Here is a 15,211-nt window from a genome sequence, read left to right as displayed (position 1 = left end):
TACGATCAAATAACAACTTATTAAACTCATGAAAATTAATAAATTATTCACTTTGTGTGTTGTTTGTTGCGCTTTTGTTATTTCGGCAAATGCTCAGCAAACCGCTCCTGCCACAAATTACAATCCTGCTGAAGCTTTCGGGCCTTTGTTTTACACTCAAAACGGAAACGAGTTTCGTTCAGCAATGGGAATCCCAGGGCCAAAGTATTGGCAAAATCGCGTTGATTATAACATTACAGCCAATTTGGACGAAGCCAAAAGTTTGGTTACCGGAACAGTTACCATAACCTATAAAAATAACAGTCCGGATAAGTTACCGTATTTATGGTTACAATTAGATCAGAACACATTTAAGGAAGATTCTCGTGGCAAACAAGTAACTCCAGCCCGTAGTCGTTATGGTGCCCAAGGCGAAAAATTCGACGGAGGTTACAAAATTCAAAATGTGAGTGTATCTCAAAAAGCTGCGGCAGTAAAATTCACTTCAATTGTTGAAGACACCCGTATGCAGATTCGTTTGGATCAGCCGATGGCTGCCAATGGCGATGTGGTAACTATTAAAATGGACTATTCTTATACTGTTCCGAAAGAAGGATCGGATAGAACTGGTCATTTAACTACTAAAAATGGCGAAATTTATGCCATTGCACAATGGTTTCCACGCATATGTGTTTACGATGATGTAATTGGCTGGAATACTTTACCGTATTGGGGCGGTGGAGAGTTTTACTGCGAATATGGCGATATTACTATGGCTTTAACAGCTCCAGCAACCCACATTTTAATGGCGTCTGGAGAACTCTTAAACCCTCAAGAAGTTTTTACTGCACAACAATTGCAAAGATGGAATGCTGCTAAAAATAGCGATGCAACAGTTCACATCCGTTCCGAGGCAGAGGTTACCGATCCTAAATCTCGTCCGGCGAAAGATAAGTTAACCTGGAAGTTTAAAATTTTAAATGCCCGCGATGCGGCCTGGGCTTCATCAAAAGCTTTTGTTTTAGATGCTGCTCGTATCAATTTACCAAGTGGAAAAAAATCATTAGCGGTTTCTGCGCAACCTGTAGAAAGTAATGGAGCTGATGGTTATGGCCGCGGGGTAGAATATGTTAAAGCCAGTATCGAACATTATTCTAAACAATGGTTCGAATATCCTTATCCAATGGCAGTTAACGTTGCTACAAATATCGGTGGTATGGAGTATCCAGGGATTGTTTTTTGTGGTTGGAAGGCTAAAAAAGGCAGTGCATGGGGCGTAATCGATCACGAATTTGGTCATACCTGGTTCCCGATGATTGTGGGCTCAAACGAACGCAAATTTGGTTGGATGGATGAAGGTTTCAACACCTTTATCAACGGCATTTCGGCTAAAAACTTCAATAATGGAGAATATATTGGTCGCCCAACCAACATGAATTTTATAGGCAAAAACTATATCGGTAATCCTAAGTATGAAAACATTATGCAAATGCCTGATGGAATGACAGAGGCAAATATTGGCATTAACTTGTACTCTAAACCAGGATGGGGACTAGATATTTTGAGAAATGAGATTTTAGGTGAGGACCGATTCGATTATGCATTTCGTCAATACATCAAAAACTGGGCTTACAAACACCCAACTCCTTATGATTTTTTCCGCTCGATGGAAAATGCTGCAGGAGAGGATTTAGCTTGGTTTTGGAGAAGTTGGTTTTTAAATAGCTGGAAAATGGATCAGGCCATTGGTTCGGTTGAGGAAATTAAACAAGATGGAAACTTATCAGGATATTCTATCCGTGTGAATAATTTGGAAAAAATGCCAATGCCAATTATCCTTCAGGTAGAAACTAAAAGTGGTAAAAAAAGTATTGTAAAAGTACCTGTTGATGTTTGGATGAAAAACACCTCTTGGTTGGTGCGTTTCCCAACCACTGAGGAAATAGTATCAGTTACCTTAGATCCAAATAAGGTTTTACCAGATTCGAATCCTGACAATAATACCTGGACCGCAGGAAAGTAACATTCAGTTTTTCAAAGCCCTTAAATGCAAATTTAAGGGCTTTTATTTTTATGGTGATGAATGAAAAAGAGAACGTTTTTCATGTTTATAATAAAATTGCTGATTGGTTTGGGGAAAACAGACCTCGTAATTTAATGGAGAAACCTTATCTGGATACAGTTATTGAGTTGATCCCAAGGGGTGCAAGTCTGCTAGACTTAGGCTGTGGAAACGGAAAACCCATTATGGAATATTTCCTGCAATCTGGGTTTATGGTAACAGGAGTTGATGCAAGTGAAAAAATGTTGAAACAGGCTAAACAAAATTTTCCGGCAGAAGAATTTCTCTTGCAAGATATGCGCAAGCTTAAACTTGAAACCAAATTTAATGCAATCATTGCCTGGCATAGTTTTTTTCATTTACCAGCGGAGGATCAGCCGAAAATGTTTGAGATATTTGCCAATCATCTCCTTCCAAATGGAATAATTTTATTTACCTCGGGCACCAAAAGAGGAGAGGCGTGGGGAATAAATGATGGCGAAAATCTTTTTCATGCTTCACTTGATATCGAAGAATACCACAATTTGCTAGTTAAAAACCAATTTGAAATTTTAAATCAAACCGTAAATGATCCTTCATGCGGCAATGCAACGGTTTGGCTCTCACAATTTAATCCGCAATAGTTTTATAATTTATTTAGCTTTGTGCATGGCCGATCAACAGAAAAACAATCCACTTCACGGAATCACTCTTGAGAAAATCGTTACTGATTTGCAGGCGCATTATGGGTGGGAGCAGTTAGGGTCGCTAATTAGAATCGACTGTTTTAACAACAATCAAAGCATTAAATCAAGCCTCAACTTTTTGCGTAGAATGCCTTGGGCTCGTAAAAAAGTCGAAGATTTGTTTTTAGATACTTTTCATAAATAGCGTTTACTCATATGCTTTTTGCAATCCTTTTCTCAAATCAAACAACAGCCATTGTTTGCTGATAACTTCTTCCTTTTTCGTTTTCAATAACTCCAGAAAGTCTTTAACACCAAGCTCTTCATTTCCATTACCATGGATAAGCACAATACTTCCATTATTTGCTTGTTGTCCTTTTGCTAACCAGGCATCGCTTCCAATTGGGATTAAACCATAAGCTTCAATTTTTTGCACAATACTTCTATCGGAAACTAAACCTGGAAAGCGGAAAAAAATAGAGGGTGTCAACCCATTTTTGAGCATTAGTTTTTCATTTTCTAATACCTCTGTATCAAGATTGGTGCCTGGTGCTAGTAAAAAGTTTTCGGCCAGAGGAAGGCTGTTTACCTCATGATTATAAGAATGATTTATCCAGGTGATATCTAAGTCTTTTTTGTTGACCAAATCTTTCAGCCAATTTAGGTCGTCCTGGTGTTTAAGCATCCATTTTCCCGATACCGAAATGGCAAGAGGTGCCGGCTGCTCTATCTTTTTAAATTCATCAAATACCGATTGAAAAATAACGCTGTCTAAGGGTTTGTGAGAGGGGCAAAGGTCAATCGTTAATGTTATTCCTTGTTCTCTTGGTATGGCATTATCGATGCCCGCATCTTGTATTTGAAAATCTTTCGCGGCAGCTGCAGTTAAAGATTTTATGTATGGGCTGGTTTTAAATTCGAGTAAAATCTTTGGCCATGGTGTTCTACTTATTACATAATTTGAAGCGAGGTCAACTTTGCTATCAAGCGTCTGCGGATTAACAAGCAATAAATATTGTTGCCCATCATTTGCGAAACTCCGAATGCCAATTAGTTTTTCAGCACCCTTATTCGCAACAAGATAATCCAATTTGTATTTCTTAATCGATTTGAAGTTTTGACCCAAACTCGAACTGGTGCTGAGAAGAAGAACAGAAATAATGAAATAAAAGAACCTGAAGCGTTTCATCTTTTGCTTATTTAAAACCTTTCTAATTTAAGGCAAAAATTTTATCTTTACCACATCACCATGAACAAAGAAAAACTAAAATTATGGTTTAAGCGTGTGGGCTTAATCGGGTTTTTATTCTTCCTGATAAAAGGATTAATCTGGTTGGTGGTATTCTATTTTATCGGCAAAAACGTTACCTAAAAGTAAACATCAGGTTGGCGATAAAATTCCAAATAAAAACAATCGCAATAGCAAAAAACTTAGCCACATAAAAGTTTGTACCGTTTTTACGTTGGTGGAAAAGATATATAATAACGGTGTTTAATGCCAATCCAATTACACTTACCACGATAAATTTGCTAAACTCGGTTCCCCAGTGGATGTTGGTGCTTTGAAAAGTCCAAACGCGATTAATTAAATAATTGTTGGTTACAGCGAAAATGAAACCTAGCGCATTGGCCACGTATTTATTTATTTTAATTTTTTCTTTGCAAAGCCAGGTCACGCCGAAATCAATTGCCATTCCAAGCAAGCCCGTTACACCAAATTTCAGAATGCGAAAAAATAACTCCATGCTATTGTATTCTTACCAGATAAAAACGTTCTAAAACCTGAGGGCGTGTTTTAGCATTTATAAACTTTCCCGTAAGTTTTGTGACGTGAAAGTATTCAAATGATTTGAGGATTTGGGTATTGTAATCCTTTTTCAATCGCTCCATTTCTGGCTCCCAAACATAGATCACCATGTTCTTATCTGTCTTATGTTTGTTCAATGTCTCAAAATCCCAAAAATACTGAGGCTCTCCATTCGCATAAAAATCGAAAGAATAAGCATCAGGATACATCAATACTGCTGGTTTAGCATTAGGCTGGTTTTCCTTTAGCCAAATGCCCGCTTCCATTCCCGATTCATATTTCAGCAATGCAGGATAAAAGAAACCTGAAAGAAAAATCATCAAGCCGATAGAAATCATACTACTTCTGGCGATAATGGTTTCAATTTTTAATCCTCTAAAAAATAATACAGATAAAAATAGCAAAACGATTAGTATCGCGTTTGCAACGGAGAAGTAATCGAATTTGAAAAATATCGAAACGCAGATTAATATCGCTACAATTAAAACTGCCAAAACCGTTTGAGCGATGAAAAATATTTTCAGACTTTTCCCTTCTAGTTTCTGCAAATACAGAGCAGCGATCACGGCAAATTGCGGTAAAATAATCAATATATAATGCGGCAATTGAAATTTAGATAGTGAAAATAGCAGAAAAGTGATGGCGGCACTTGTCCAGATTATAATGCTTTCGGGGGGCAAAGAAACTCTGTTTTTCTTTTTGAAAAGATTAATTACCGCAGTATAAAATAGAATGGACCAAGGTAGAAAAGCCCAGATGGTGGTGTGTAAGAAAAATGAGATATCGCCTTTGCCTTTTATTGGTCCGTTATTAAAAAAGCGACCAAACTGACTGTCCCAGAAAAAGAATTTTAATCCCGAAACTCCCGTTTTTCCAAATACAATTTTTTCTGGCTGTAAATCAAACTGCACATACAAGGTGTAAAGTTCGGGAATGATAAAAACCAGAATTAGCACTATCGCAAGCCACCATTTCAGTTTTAATAACTCTTTATATTGTTTGGTGATGAGCCAATAAAGGATAAAACCACCAAAAACCGGAATCAAAACAAAAATTCCTTTGATCATAATGGCGCATGCGGCGAAGAATGAACCTAAAACGATATGCCAGAAAGACCCTGATTGCGCTTTGTAATAATGGTAAATGGCTGCCAAAGTAAATGTTGTAATGTAAACTTCGGCCCTTACATCAAAAGTTGATATTAATATGTGTAAAGAACTTAGAAAGATTAACGCACTTATTAAGCCCATTTTATGGTTATAAATATCTTTCGCCAACTTATAGAGATAACCTGCTCCAAACAAACCAAACAAAAACGAAGGCAGCTTATAAGCAAAGGCATTTATGCCGAAAATTTTGAAAGAGGCTGCTGCCAGCCAAAAAGTTAAATGTGGTTTATCAAGCCAATCTGCACCACGAACGTAAATGTTAATCCAATCATCACGCAAAACCATATTTTTGGCTATTGATGCATAAAGCGCAGAATCCGGTTCCATAATCCCACCAAATAGTGCCAGCGAACTGATTACAGTAACAATTCCGATTAGAATTTTATATAGCGTGATGTCTTTCGATTTCATTTACTGAAAGCAAATATGAGTAAAAATAAGTCAATTTTTTTGAACCTTTAAAGATTAACAAAGCCAAAGCCTTATCTTTGTTGCATGACAAAGTTATCGGTAAACATCAATAAAATTGCTACGTTGAGGAATAGTCGCGGAGGTAATAATCCTGATTTAGTGAAGGTTGCCTTAGATTGTGAACGCTTCGGTGCACAAGGAATTACGGTACACCCACGCCCAGATGAACGCCATATTCGTTATCAGGATGTTTACGATTTGAAAGCTGTTATTGCCACTGAATTTAATATTGAAGGCAATTGCCGTGAAGATAAATTTGTTGATCTGGTTTTGGCTAATAAACCTGCACAAGTAACATTAGTGCCCGATGCCGAAGGACAAATTACTTCTAACCATGGTTGGGATACAATAAAACATAGAGATTATTTAAAAGAGATGGTTTCGGTTTTTCAAAAAGAGGGTATTCGGGTTTCCATTTTTGTTGATCCGGTAGTTGAAATGGTTGAGGGAGCAGCAGAAACAGGTACAGATAGAATCGAATTATACACCGAGGCTTATGCTCATAATTATTACGCTGATAGAGAAAAAGCAATCGTTAACTACATCGCCGCTGCACATCACGTAAATAGATTAGGTTTAGGAATAAATGCAGGTCATGATTTAGATTTACACAACCTTCATTATTTTGCCCAAAGCATTCCTGGTTTATTGGAAGTTTCCATTGGTCATGCACTCATTAGCGATGCGCTTTATTTGGGTTTAGAAACTACAGTTCAAAAATATTTACAACAACTTTTATGAGTTTAAAGTTGAAAGTATAAAGTTGAAACCGGTCGTTGACAATATACTTATCGCTAAAAACTTTCTACTTTAAACTTCTCACTCCATTATGTTAAAAGGAATTCTCCTTGTTTTTTTTGGTGCCTGCAGTTTCGGTATCCTTTCTACTTTTGTAAAACTCGCATACCACGATGGATATTCTCTCGGCGATGTTACCGGTGCTCAGGCTTTTTTTGGTGCAGTAATTCTTTGGGTTTTGTTTTTCTTTCAAAGCAGGACTTCAAAGTATAAGACACAAGAAATAAAGCTAATTACACCTAAATGGAAGATGATTCTAGCTGGAACCTGCACCGGTTTAGTAAGTATTTTCTATTATCAATCAGTTAAACTTGTGCCTAACTCAGTGGCTATCATTCTGCTCATGCAATTTATTTGGATGAGTATTTTGCTAGAGTTTATCATCTACAAAAAGAAGCCGACGGGATTACAATTTTTAGCGATCCTTTTGGTTTTGGGAGGAACAGTTTTGGCAAGTGGAATGCTAGAAACAACTATTTCAAGTTTGAGCTACAAAGGTATCGGCTTTGGTTTGCTCGCTGCAGTATGTTATGCGGGCTTTTTAATGTTAAGCGGAAGAATCGGAAACGAGTATCCACCACTGCAGAAAAGTGCATTAATGATTACTGGAGCATGTATTTTGATCTTTATCCTGTTTCCACCTGCGTTTCTGTTTAATGGCGCATTAAACGGAACTTTGCTTAAATGGGGGCTAATTATTGCCGTTTTCGGAACAGTAATTCCACCGTTATTTTATGCTGAAGGTGTTCCACGCATTGGAACAGCGTTGAGCTCAATTTTAAGTGCAGCAGAATTGCCTGTAGCGGTAATGATGGCAGGCTTTGTGTTGCAAGAACAAGTTTCATTTTTGCGTTGGGTAGGCGTGTGTGTCATTTTATCGGCAATGGTGTTGCCTAATTTGAAGTATTTAAAGAGAAAGTGATGTTTTACCCCAAAGGATGTAAAGACAAGGCGCAAAGATTGCAAAGCTGGGTGCTCAAATTTTTACTTCTCTTCCTTTGCGAAAAACTCAGTGTTCTTTGCGCTTAGAATAAAAAAATAAATACCTTTAAAAAGCAAAAAATGAAAACATGAAAAAGCAAATTCTTTATATTCTTTCTTTTCTAATTATCGGCTTCGCCGGATGTAAAACTAAAACAACCATCAACCAGGATGAGGCGGGAGAAGTGATTACAGATTATTTAAAAGCCAACCCTGAGTATAAAACCATTCGTTTCAACTTTGGAGAAATCAAGTTTAATAGCACGAATGACATGTTTGAGCTAGGGAAATACAAATCGTTAGCGAGTAAAGGATTAGTAACTCTGAATTTAAAAGAAGCGAAAAAGAAGTTCCTTTCTAAAGATAGCAGTTTCGTATATCAAATAACTTTAACTGATAAAGCTAGTCCGCTGGTTTTGAAACAAGATGGCGACAGGGCTACTGTTAAAGCCGTTACCTATGTTTTAGCAGATGAAAAGCCCGTAAACTTTGAACAGGTAAATTCGAGCACAGCTAAGGTAACCGTTTCCTTAAAAATGTTGACTACCGATTTTGAACCTTTTGATAAAGACGCCAATAAAAACAGCAACTTCATTACCAAAACTTACAAGTTGAAGTTGAGTAAAGATGAAGGCTGGAAAGTGCAAAAGTAAGGAGTTTTAAATAATAAGTCGACATGCTGAATTCATTTCAGCATCTGTTTTGCTATTAAGATCCTGAAATGAATTCAGGATGACGGTCGTTCTTGTATAATGTAAACAACAGAGAGTAAGCTTTTGGAGCTTGCATTGTTTCTAAACCCCCGCCTGCGGCCAATGTCATTAAGTTAATGGATTTTTATATGCTATCTTTTTGATTTTTAATTAAATCTTTATAAGACTAACTTAATGACATTGTGCCTGCGGCAGGTAAGCAAAGACGGAAAGTTAAAAACTTCAATGGTAGCCTTAGCCTTTCTTTTTTAGAAACCAGTTTTTGAATTTCTTGAAGATATCTTCCTTTTTTGGCTTTGGCGTACCATCGTGGGTTAAATTATTATCGTAGTGGTTTTGTAGTGCTGTGGCGTAGTCTTTTTCACTTTGATTACCTGATTTTAATTCTTTAATAAATCGGGTAGCGTTAAAATTTAAGGTGCTGTTGAAAGAAACTGCATAATATTCGCTTCTTTTATTGAGGTTTTTATTGATGTTAATCTCTGAAGCTCCGTTCTCGGCGAAGTAATCTATATGATGAATTAATGGATTTAACTTCTTCAAACGTTTTGTGCCATTCCGCTCATTCCTCCATGGATGTTCATTTTTGTAGAGCTGTGCTAACAGATAATCTTTTTTCCAAAGGGTAACCTGGTGCGACATTAAAAAATCTGATTTTTGATTATCCACTTCGGCAACATTAAAACCTTCTATAAAAATCTCAGTTGGCTTGATTTTGTAAACATCAGAACTATGAAGTTTAACATGTTTCCAGTTGTTCTTTTTTGCTAAATCGAAAAGCTGATTAAAAAATTCGTGGTTAACAGGTTTACTCAGCCACATATCTTCCTGAAAGTATAAAACGTATTCTTCATCAATATTCCTCAATAAGGTTGCCAAGCGATCGGCCCATTCGCCTTTGCCAGATTTAATATTAATAAAGCCATTAACTTTTGCGTTTTTAACCTCTGTAGCAAAATAATAATTGCAGGGGATTTTAAAATCCCAGTTGTTTGAAAAAGTATAGTCGAAACCTTGGTATAGAAATTCGTAACGGTCGCAGGCGTGAACTAAAAGTGCAACGTTATTTTTTGATTTCAACATGTAAGCTAAATGGATTTTTTTTCGAAGGTATGAAAACTTTAGATTCCGGGCTTGTAGCAGCCCTGAATTTATTGTCATGCTGAGAGGTTCGCATTTTTTTCAAAAACACATAAATCGTCGAAAGCCAAAATTGTAGTCGTTATGAGGTACGAAGAATCTCTTACCTGTTATTTACTTTTCTTGCCTGATTAACTTCCGTTTACGGCAGTGGGGTATTAACGTATGTTTTTTCATCGCTTGCAAATGCTTCGTTCCTCAGCATGACAGAAACGTAAAAAAAGATTGTAGAAAATGGCGGCAACAAACTTTAATTTTTGTAGCGTTACTGCTTTCCAAATAAATGAAATTTCTTCCTGAAATGAACAAACGTTTGACTTTAAATACAAACTTAAAATCTACCAATTTTGTCGCCTTTAAGCGTAAATAAGACACCTTTTTTACACTGATATATAGCAAAATACAATATCGTTTTTCCTACCTTTGCAGCAAATTATTATTCATACCTGCATGAGCTTAAATATCCACTACAAGGAAGATTTTCAAAATCGTCATATTGCACCAAATGAGGCAGATACTGCTGAAATGTTGCAAGCTGTTGGCGTAAATTCTATTGATGAGCTGATTGAACAAACTGTTCCGACGGCAATTAGGTTAAAACAACCATTAAATTTGCCTGCGGCGAAGTCAGAAACTGAATATTTGGGTGCTTTAAAACAAACCTCATTGTTGAATAAAGTTTTTAAAAGCTTTATTGGTCAGGGTTATTATGATACCATTACCCCGGGTGTAATTTTACGTAACGTATTTGAAAATCCAGGATGGTACACGCAATATACACCATACCAGGCAGAGATTGCACAAGGTAGGTTACAGGCATTGTTAAATTTCCAAACGATGGTAATCGATTTAACCGGAATGGAAATTGCCAATGCATCTCTTTTAGATGAGGGTACAGCTGCGGCAGAGGCGATGTTTATGCAATACAGTACGCGTAAAAATCAAGCTGCAAAAAAGTATTTCGTTTCAGATTTAGTTTTTCCTCAAACGATAGATATTTTAAAAACCCGAGCTAATCCTTACGGTATTGAATTAGTCATCGGCAATCATTTGGATTTCGTGGCTACAGAAGATTTCTTTGGTGCGATTGTTCAATATCCGGCAGGTAATGGAGAAGTTTTCGATTACAAAAACTTTGCTTCTGAATTACACAATCAAAATATTAAATTAACGGTTGCAGCAGATATTTTAAGCTTAACCTTATTAACGCCTCCAGGCGAATGGGGTGCTGATATCGTGGTAGGTACAACGCAACGTTTCGGTATTCCGATGGGTTTTGGTGGTCCACACGCAGCATTTTTTGCAACTAAAGAAGAATATAAACGCTCAATTCCAGGTCGTATTATTGGTGTAACCATCGATAGCCACGGCGATTACGCATTACGTATGGCTTTGCAAACCCGCGAGCAACACATTCGTAGAGATAAAGCAACTTCTAACATTTGTACGGCGCAAGCATTATTGGCCATTATGGCTGGTTTTTATGCAGCTTACCACGGTCCGAAAGGATTAAAAGCCATTGCAGAACGTACGCATGGTTTGGCGGTTAGTTTAGCGTCAACTTTAAAAAGCTTAGGTTACGAGCAATTAAATTCAGCTTATTTCGATACCATTCGTTTCGATTTAGGCGACTTAAAAGGTGGCATTCATTCAGGTTGTTTAGATAACGAAATCAACTTGAATTATGTGGGTAACGTGGCTACCATCTCTATCGATGAAACTACTACTTTTGAAGATGTTGCATTAATTGCTAAAATCTTCGCTAAAGTAAAAGCGGTTGCTGCTGATCAGGTTGAGGTTGTCGAAAATGTTGAAACTGTAATTCCATCAGCTTTACAGCGTACTTCAGCATACTTAAGTCACCCAATTTTCAATTCTCATCATTCAGAGCATGAAATGTTGCGCTACATCAAATCATTAGAGGCGAAAGATTTATCGCTTTGCCACTCGATGATTGCCTTGGGTAGTTGTACAATGAAATTGAATGCTACTGCAGAAATGATTCCAGTAACCTGGTCTCACTTTGGTCGCATCCACCCATTTGCTCCAGCCGATCAGGTTTTGGGTTACTATTCGGTTTTTAACGAACTGGATAAATGGTTAAGTGAGATTACCGGTTTTGCGGCGATGAGTTTACAGCCAAACGCTGGTGCTCAAGGTGAATATGCAGGTTTAATGGTTATTCGTGCTTATCACCACGATAGAGGCGATTTCCACCGTAACGTTGCGCTAATTCCTGCATCTGCTCACGGTACAAATCCTGCTTCTGCAGCAATGGCTGATATGAAAATCGTTGTCGTTAAATCCTTAGAAAACGGTAACATCGATGTAGAAGATTTAAAGGCAAAAGCAGAATTACATAAAGACAATTTATCTTGTTTGATGGTGACTTATCCATCAACTCACGGTGTATTCGAAGAAAGCATCATCGAAATTTGTGAAACGATCCACGCTAACGGCGGACAGGTTTACATGGATGGAGCAAACATGAATGCACAGGTTGGTTTAACAAGCCCAGCTAATATCGGTGCCGATGTTTGCCATTTAAACTTGCACAAAACTTTCTGTATCCCTCACGGTGGTGGCGGCCCAGGTATGGGCCCAATTGGTGTGGCGAAACACTTGGTTCCTTATCTTCCTGGTCATGCTGTGGTTGATATCGATAAAGGAAAATCAATTTCTGCGGTTTCATCTGCACCTTGGGGTTCAGCTTCGATCTTGATTATTTCTCATGCTTACATCGCTATGATGGGTGCTGAGGGATTAACCAATGCGACTAAATATGCGATTTTAAACGCCAATTATATGAAAGCTCGTTTAGAGCAACACTACCCAGTGCTTTATTCAGGTGCTCAGGGTCGTTGTGCACACGAGATGATTTTAGATTGTCGCTCATTCAAAGCTTTCGGTATTGAAGTTACTGATATTGCCAAACGTTTAATGGATTATGGTTTCCATGCACCAACAGTTTCATTCCCGGTTGCGGGTACGTTAATGGTTGAGCCTACCGAATCGGAGCCTAAACATGAGTTAGATCGTTTCTGTGATGCATTGATCGCGATTAAAAAAGAAATAGATCAGGTTGAAAATTTAACTTTTGATAAGGTTGATAACCCATTGAAAAATGCACCTCATACTGTAGCAGTAATTACCGCTAACGAGTGGGAGCATGCTTATAGCCGTCAAACAGCAGCTTTTCCACTTCCTTATGTGTTGGAACGTAAGTTTTGGCCATCAGTTGGTCGTGTGAATGATAGCCATGGCGATAGATCATTAATTTGTGCTTGTCCGCCAGTTGAAAGTTATTTGGAAGAAATAGTGCCTTAAGAAAGTTGAGGGTAGAAAGGTAGAGTGTTTAAGGTTTCCTTTCCATCGCCAACTCCGTCATTGCGTGCCTGCTGTAAGCAGGCGAGGAGGCTTTTTCAGCCAACGTGGCAATCTTATCTAGTGCCTTGGTTTGTGTCCTCACAAACCAATCATCTGCAAGTTTTATGAATTCATTTTCATATAGCTTGCAGTTTTTTTTGCCCCTCATTTCGAGCGAAGCCGAGAAATCTTGTAATTAAAAAAGCTATGTTAAAAGATTTCTCCATTTCACTACGTTCAGTCGAAAAGACGACTTTCCGAGACGGAACCATTTAACTAAACTCCCCAAAATGCCAAAGAATCCCCGATGGATCGTGGAGGAAACATTCACTTCCCCAGCTTTCAATTCTGATTGGGCTTAGCTTTACATTTTCATATTTAGCAGGTAAATCAAGCGCTGAAAGTTCATTGTAAAACTGATTCACATTATCCACTTCCATAAAAATCATGGTGTTATCTATCCAATCTTTAACGTAGGCTTTTTGTAGATAAAAAGCGAGGTTGCCGCTTTTGAAGACCGACATACTTTCGCCCAGAGTTACCTCTTCAAAACCGAGATCACGGTAGAATTTTCTTGACGTTTCGAAATTTTTAGCGCCTATAAATGGTCGAAGTGATTTTGCGTTGTGGTTCATTTTCAAAAAAAAATATTCACCAAGATAAATAATTAAATTTATTTCCGCTTTGCAACCCTAAATAGCAACAGAAGCTTATTGGATTTAAACGGGATTGAAGTGATATCCTTTTTTGTTTTACTGGCTTCGATAAAATCTGTATGGCAATCAAAAAAAGATTTAACGAAAAGCCCGACTATCATTCAACCTGACTTCTGCATTTGCTTTTCAAATAATTTAAATTAAATTAAACCTCAAGTACAATCCTTAGTCAATAGAGTGCTTTCAGATAAATCGATCGTTTTTGAAAAAGTTAACATACATCAATAACAAACAATCTATCTTAAACTTATATTTGCACCATAAACTAAAAAATCAAACATGAAATTAAAAATCTCTTCCATCCTTTTGTTAGTTGCAGTTGTGTCATTATCAGCTTTTACAACTATTAAACCAGTTACTTATACTGTAGATGCAGCAAAATCAACCATCACCTGGATTGGTAAAAAAGTTACAGGTTCTCACAACGGAACTATCGCTTTGCAATCAGGAACTTTAAATGTTGATGGCAAAAAAGTAACAGGTGGTACTTTCACAATCGATATGAATTCTATTAAAGATGCTGATGGCAGTGCAAAATTAGAAGGTCACTTAAAAGCAGACGATTTCTTCGGAACTGCGAAATATCCAACTTCAACTTTCGTAATTACTAAGGTTGCTGGTAACAATGTAACAGGTAACTTAACCATTAAAGGCACTACTAAACCAGTAACTTTCCCTGCAACTATTTCTGTAAATGCAGATGGAACTGTTTCTGCTTTAGCTGGTAAAATTTTAGTGGATAGAACTAAATATGACATTCGTTATGGTTCGAAATCTTTCTTCGATAGCATTGGCGACAAAGCAATTGATGATAACTTCGAAATCGGCGTGAAATTAGTAGCTAAGAAATAAAACGTCCTAACCCTCTCCTGAAAGGGAGGGCTGAAACAATAAAGGTCTCGATTTTATCGGGACCTTTTTTTGTGTTGTCATAGCGAAGTACGAAGCAATCCTTGTACATCTGTAGTAGACTTTTTATGAATTCTATCTTGGTTTTAGAAAGCAATTGCGGTATAATTATTAAAGTTTATTCCCGCCATTCGCTACAATCTTTTTCAAACCTATAAGGTTTTTAAAACCTTATAGGTTTAATCAAAAGTATTTTCGCTGCTGTCGGGTTTAGGTACTTAATGAGCTACAAGAAACAAAGACTTTCAAACTGCAGGATTTGGCTAAAGCCTTGCTTGCTTTATTTATTTTTCGTCAGTTGAAACTGACGACGATGAAATTTATTGCCAAGCGGTTTGCCAGCTTTAATCCTTTTACTTTAGCTTTTCTGTTTTGTCTTTCAACTTTTTCTGCAACTTAATTTTTCGACTTGCATTTCATTGCCGTTGGCTTCAG

General features: G+C 37.4%; 14 protein-coding genes. 9 read left to right on the top strand and 5 right to left on the bottom strand.

The window, feature by feature from the left end:
- Nucleotides 1-28: 28 nt before the first annotated feature.
- The 3 genes from ACZZZC_RS21665 to ACZZZC_RS21655 are packed head-to-tail and all read left to right on the top strand — an operon-like array spanning nucleotide 29 to nucleotide 2,911.
- On the top strand, nucleotides 29-2,002 hold the full coding sequence (locus ACZZZC_RS21665) for a M1 family metallopeptidase (protein ID WP_463483967.1): 1,974 nt from the start codon (nucleotides 29-31) through the stop codon (nucleotides 2,000-2,002).
- Nucleotides 2,003-2,058: 56 nt separating this feature from the next.
- On the top strand, nucleotides 2,059-2,664 hold the full coding sequence (locus ACZZZC_RS21660) for a class I SAM-dependent DNA methyltransferase (protein ID WP_463483966.1): 606 nt from the start codon (nucleotides 2,059-2,061) through the stop codon (nucleotides 2,662-2,664).
- A 25-nt stretch (nucleotides 2,665-2,689) separates the two neighbouring features.
- Complete coding sequence (locus tag ACZZZC_RS21655) at nucleotides 2,690-2,911, top strand: VF530 family protein (protein ID WP_265799988.1); 222 nt, start codon at nucleotides 2,690-2,692, stop codon at nucleotides 2,909-2,911.
- A gap of 3 nt (nucleotides 2,912-2,914) precedes the next feature.
- Here ACZZZC_RS21655 and ACZZZC_RS21650 read toward each other — a convergent pair whose 3' ends face one another.
- On the bottom strand, nucleotides 2,915-3,895 hold the full coding sequence (locus tag ACZZZC_RS21650) for a polysaccharide deacetylase family protein (RefSeq protein WP_463483965.1): 981 nt from the start codon (nucleotides 3,893-3,895) through the stop codon (nucleotides 2,915-2,917).
- Between the two features lie 60 nt (nucleotides 3,896-3,955).
- Here ACZZZC_RS21650 and ACZZZC_RS21645 point away from each other — a divergent pair, with 60 nt between their 5' ends.
- The gene (locus tag ACZZZC_RS21645; RefSeq protein WP_260300610.1) at nucleotides 3,956-4,078 is read left to right on the top strand and encodes a hypothetical protein; all 123 of its coding nucleotides are present in this window, start codon (nucleotides 3,956-3,958) and stop codon (nucleotides 4,076-4,078) included.
- On the opposite strand, the gene ACZZZC_RS21640 is transcribed toward ACZZZC_RS21645, so the two are convergent.
- The gene (locus ACZZZC_RS21640) at nucleotides 4,071-4,451 is read right to left on the bottom strand and encodes a GtrA family protein (RefSeq protein WP_463483964.1); all 381 of its coding nucleotides are present in this window, start codon (nucleotides 4,449-4,451) and stop codon (nucleotides 4,071-4,073) included. The genes ACZZZC_RS21645 and ACZZZC_RS21640 overlap by 8 nt on opposite strands.
- Before the next feature lies 1 nt (nucleotide 4,452).
- Nucleotides 4,453-6,093 (bottom strand): ArnT family glycosyltransferase, encoded by a 1,641-nt coding sequence (locus tag ACZZZC_RS21635; RefSeq protein WP_463488099.1) that lies wholly within the window; start codon nucleotides 6,091-6,093, stop codon nucleotides 4,453-4,455.
- Between the two features lie 84 nt (nucleotides 6,094-6,177).
- Here ACZZZC_RS21635 and ACZZZC_RS21630 point away from each other — a divergent pair, with 84 nt between their 5' ends.
- The 3 genes from ACZZZC_RS21630 to ACZZZC_RS21620 all read left to right on the top strand — a co-directional run bounded on the left by ACZZZC_RS21630 (nucleotide 6,178) and on the right by ACZZZC_RS21620 (nucleotide 8,585).
- On the top strand, nucleotides 6,178-6,894 hold the full coding sequence (locus ACZZZC_RS21630; protein ID WP_463483962.1) for a pyridoxine 5'-phosphate synthase: 717 nt from the start codon (nucleotides 6,178-6,180) through the stop codon (nucleotides 6,892-6,894).
- Between the two features lie 88 nt (nucleotides 6,895-6,982).
- Nucleotides 6,983-7,873 carry an EamA family transporter gene (locus tag ACZZZC_RS21625; RefSeq protein ID WP_463483961.1) on the top strand — a complete coding sequence of 297 codons (891 nt, stop codon included), beginning with the start codon at nucleotides 6,983-6,985 and terminating at the stop codon, nucleotides 7,871-7,873.
- A 148-nt stretch (nucleotides 7,874-8,021) separates the two neighbouring features.
- Entirely contained in the window at nucleotides 8,022-8,585 is a 564-nt protein-coding gene (locus ACZZZC_RS21620; RefSeq protein ID WP_463483960.1) for a hypothetical protein, read from the top strand.
- A 294-nt stretch (nucleotides 8,586-8,879) separates the two neighbouring features.
- Here the strand turns inward: ACZZZC_RS21620 and ACZZZC_RS21615 are convergent, their stop codons facing one another.
- On the bottom strand, nucleotides 8,880-9,728 hold the full coding sequence (locus tag ACZZZC_RS21615) for a hypothetical protein (protein WP_463483959.1): 849 nt from the start codon (nucleotides 9,726-9,728) through the stop codon (nucleotides 8,880-8,882).
- A 507-nt stretch (nucleotides 9,729-10,235) separates the two neighbouring features.
- Between ACZZZC_RS21615 and gcvP the strand changes: the two genes are divergently transcribed.
- A complete protein-coding gene (gcvP, locus tag ACZZZC_RS21610) occupies nucleotides 10,236-13,112 on the top strand; it encodes an aminomethyl-transferring glycine dehydrogenase (RefSeq protein WP_463483958.1) in 2,877 nt (958 codons plus the stop codon).
- A 311-nt stretch (nucleotides 13,113-13,423) separates the two neighbouring features.
- On the opposite strand, the gene ACZZZC_RS21605 is transcribed toward gcvP, so the two are convergent.
- Entirely contained in the window at nucleotides 13,424-13,786 is a 363-nt protein-coding gene (locus tag ACZZZC_RS21605; RefSeq protein ID WP_463483957.1) for a VOC family protein, read from the bottom strand.
- Between the two features lie 360 nt (nucleotides 13,787-14,146).
- Here ACZZZC_RS21605 and ACZZZC_RS21600 point away from each other — a divergent pair, with 360 nt between their 5' ends.
- Nucleotides 14,147-14,719 (top strand): YceI family protein, encoded by a 573-nt coding sequence (locus ACZZZC_RS21600; protein ID WP_463483956.1) that lies wholly within the window; start codon nucleotides 14,147-14,149, stop codon nucleotides 14,717-14,719.
- Nucleotides 14,720-15,211: the final 492 nt, after the last annotated feature.

It is taken from the genome of Pedobacter sp. AC212, from assembly GCF_979258625.1.
This window is presented reverse-complemented; position numbering and strand designations above follow the sequence as displayed.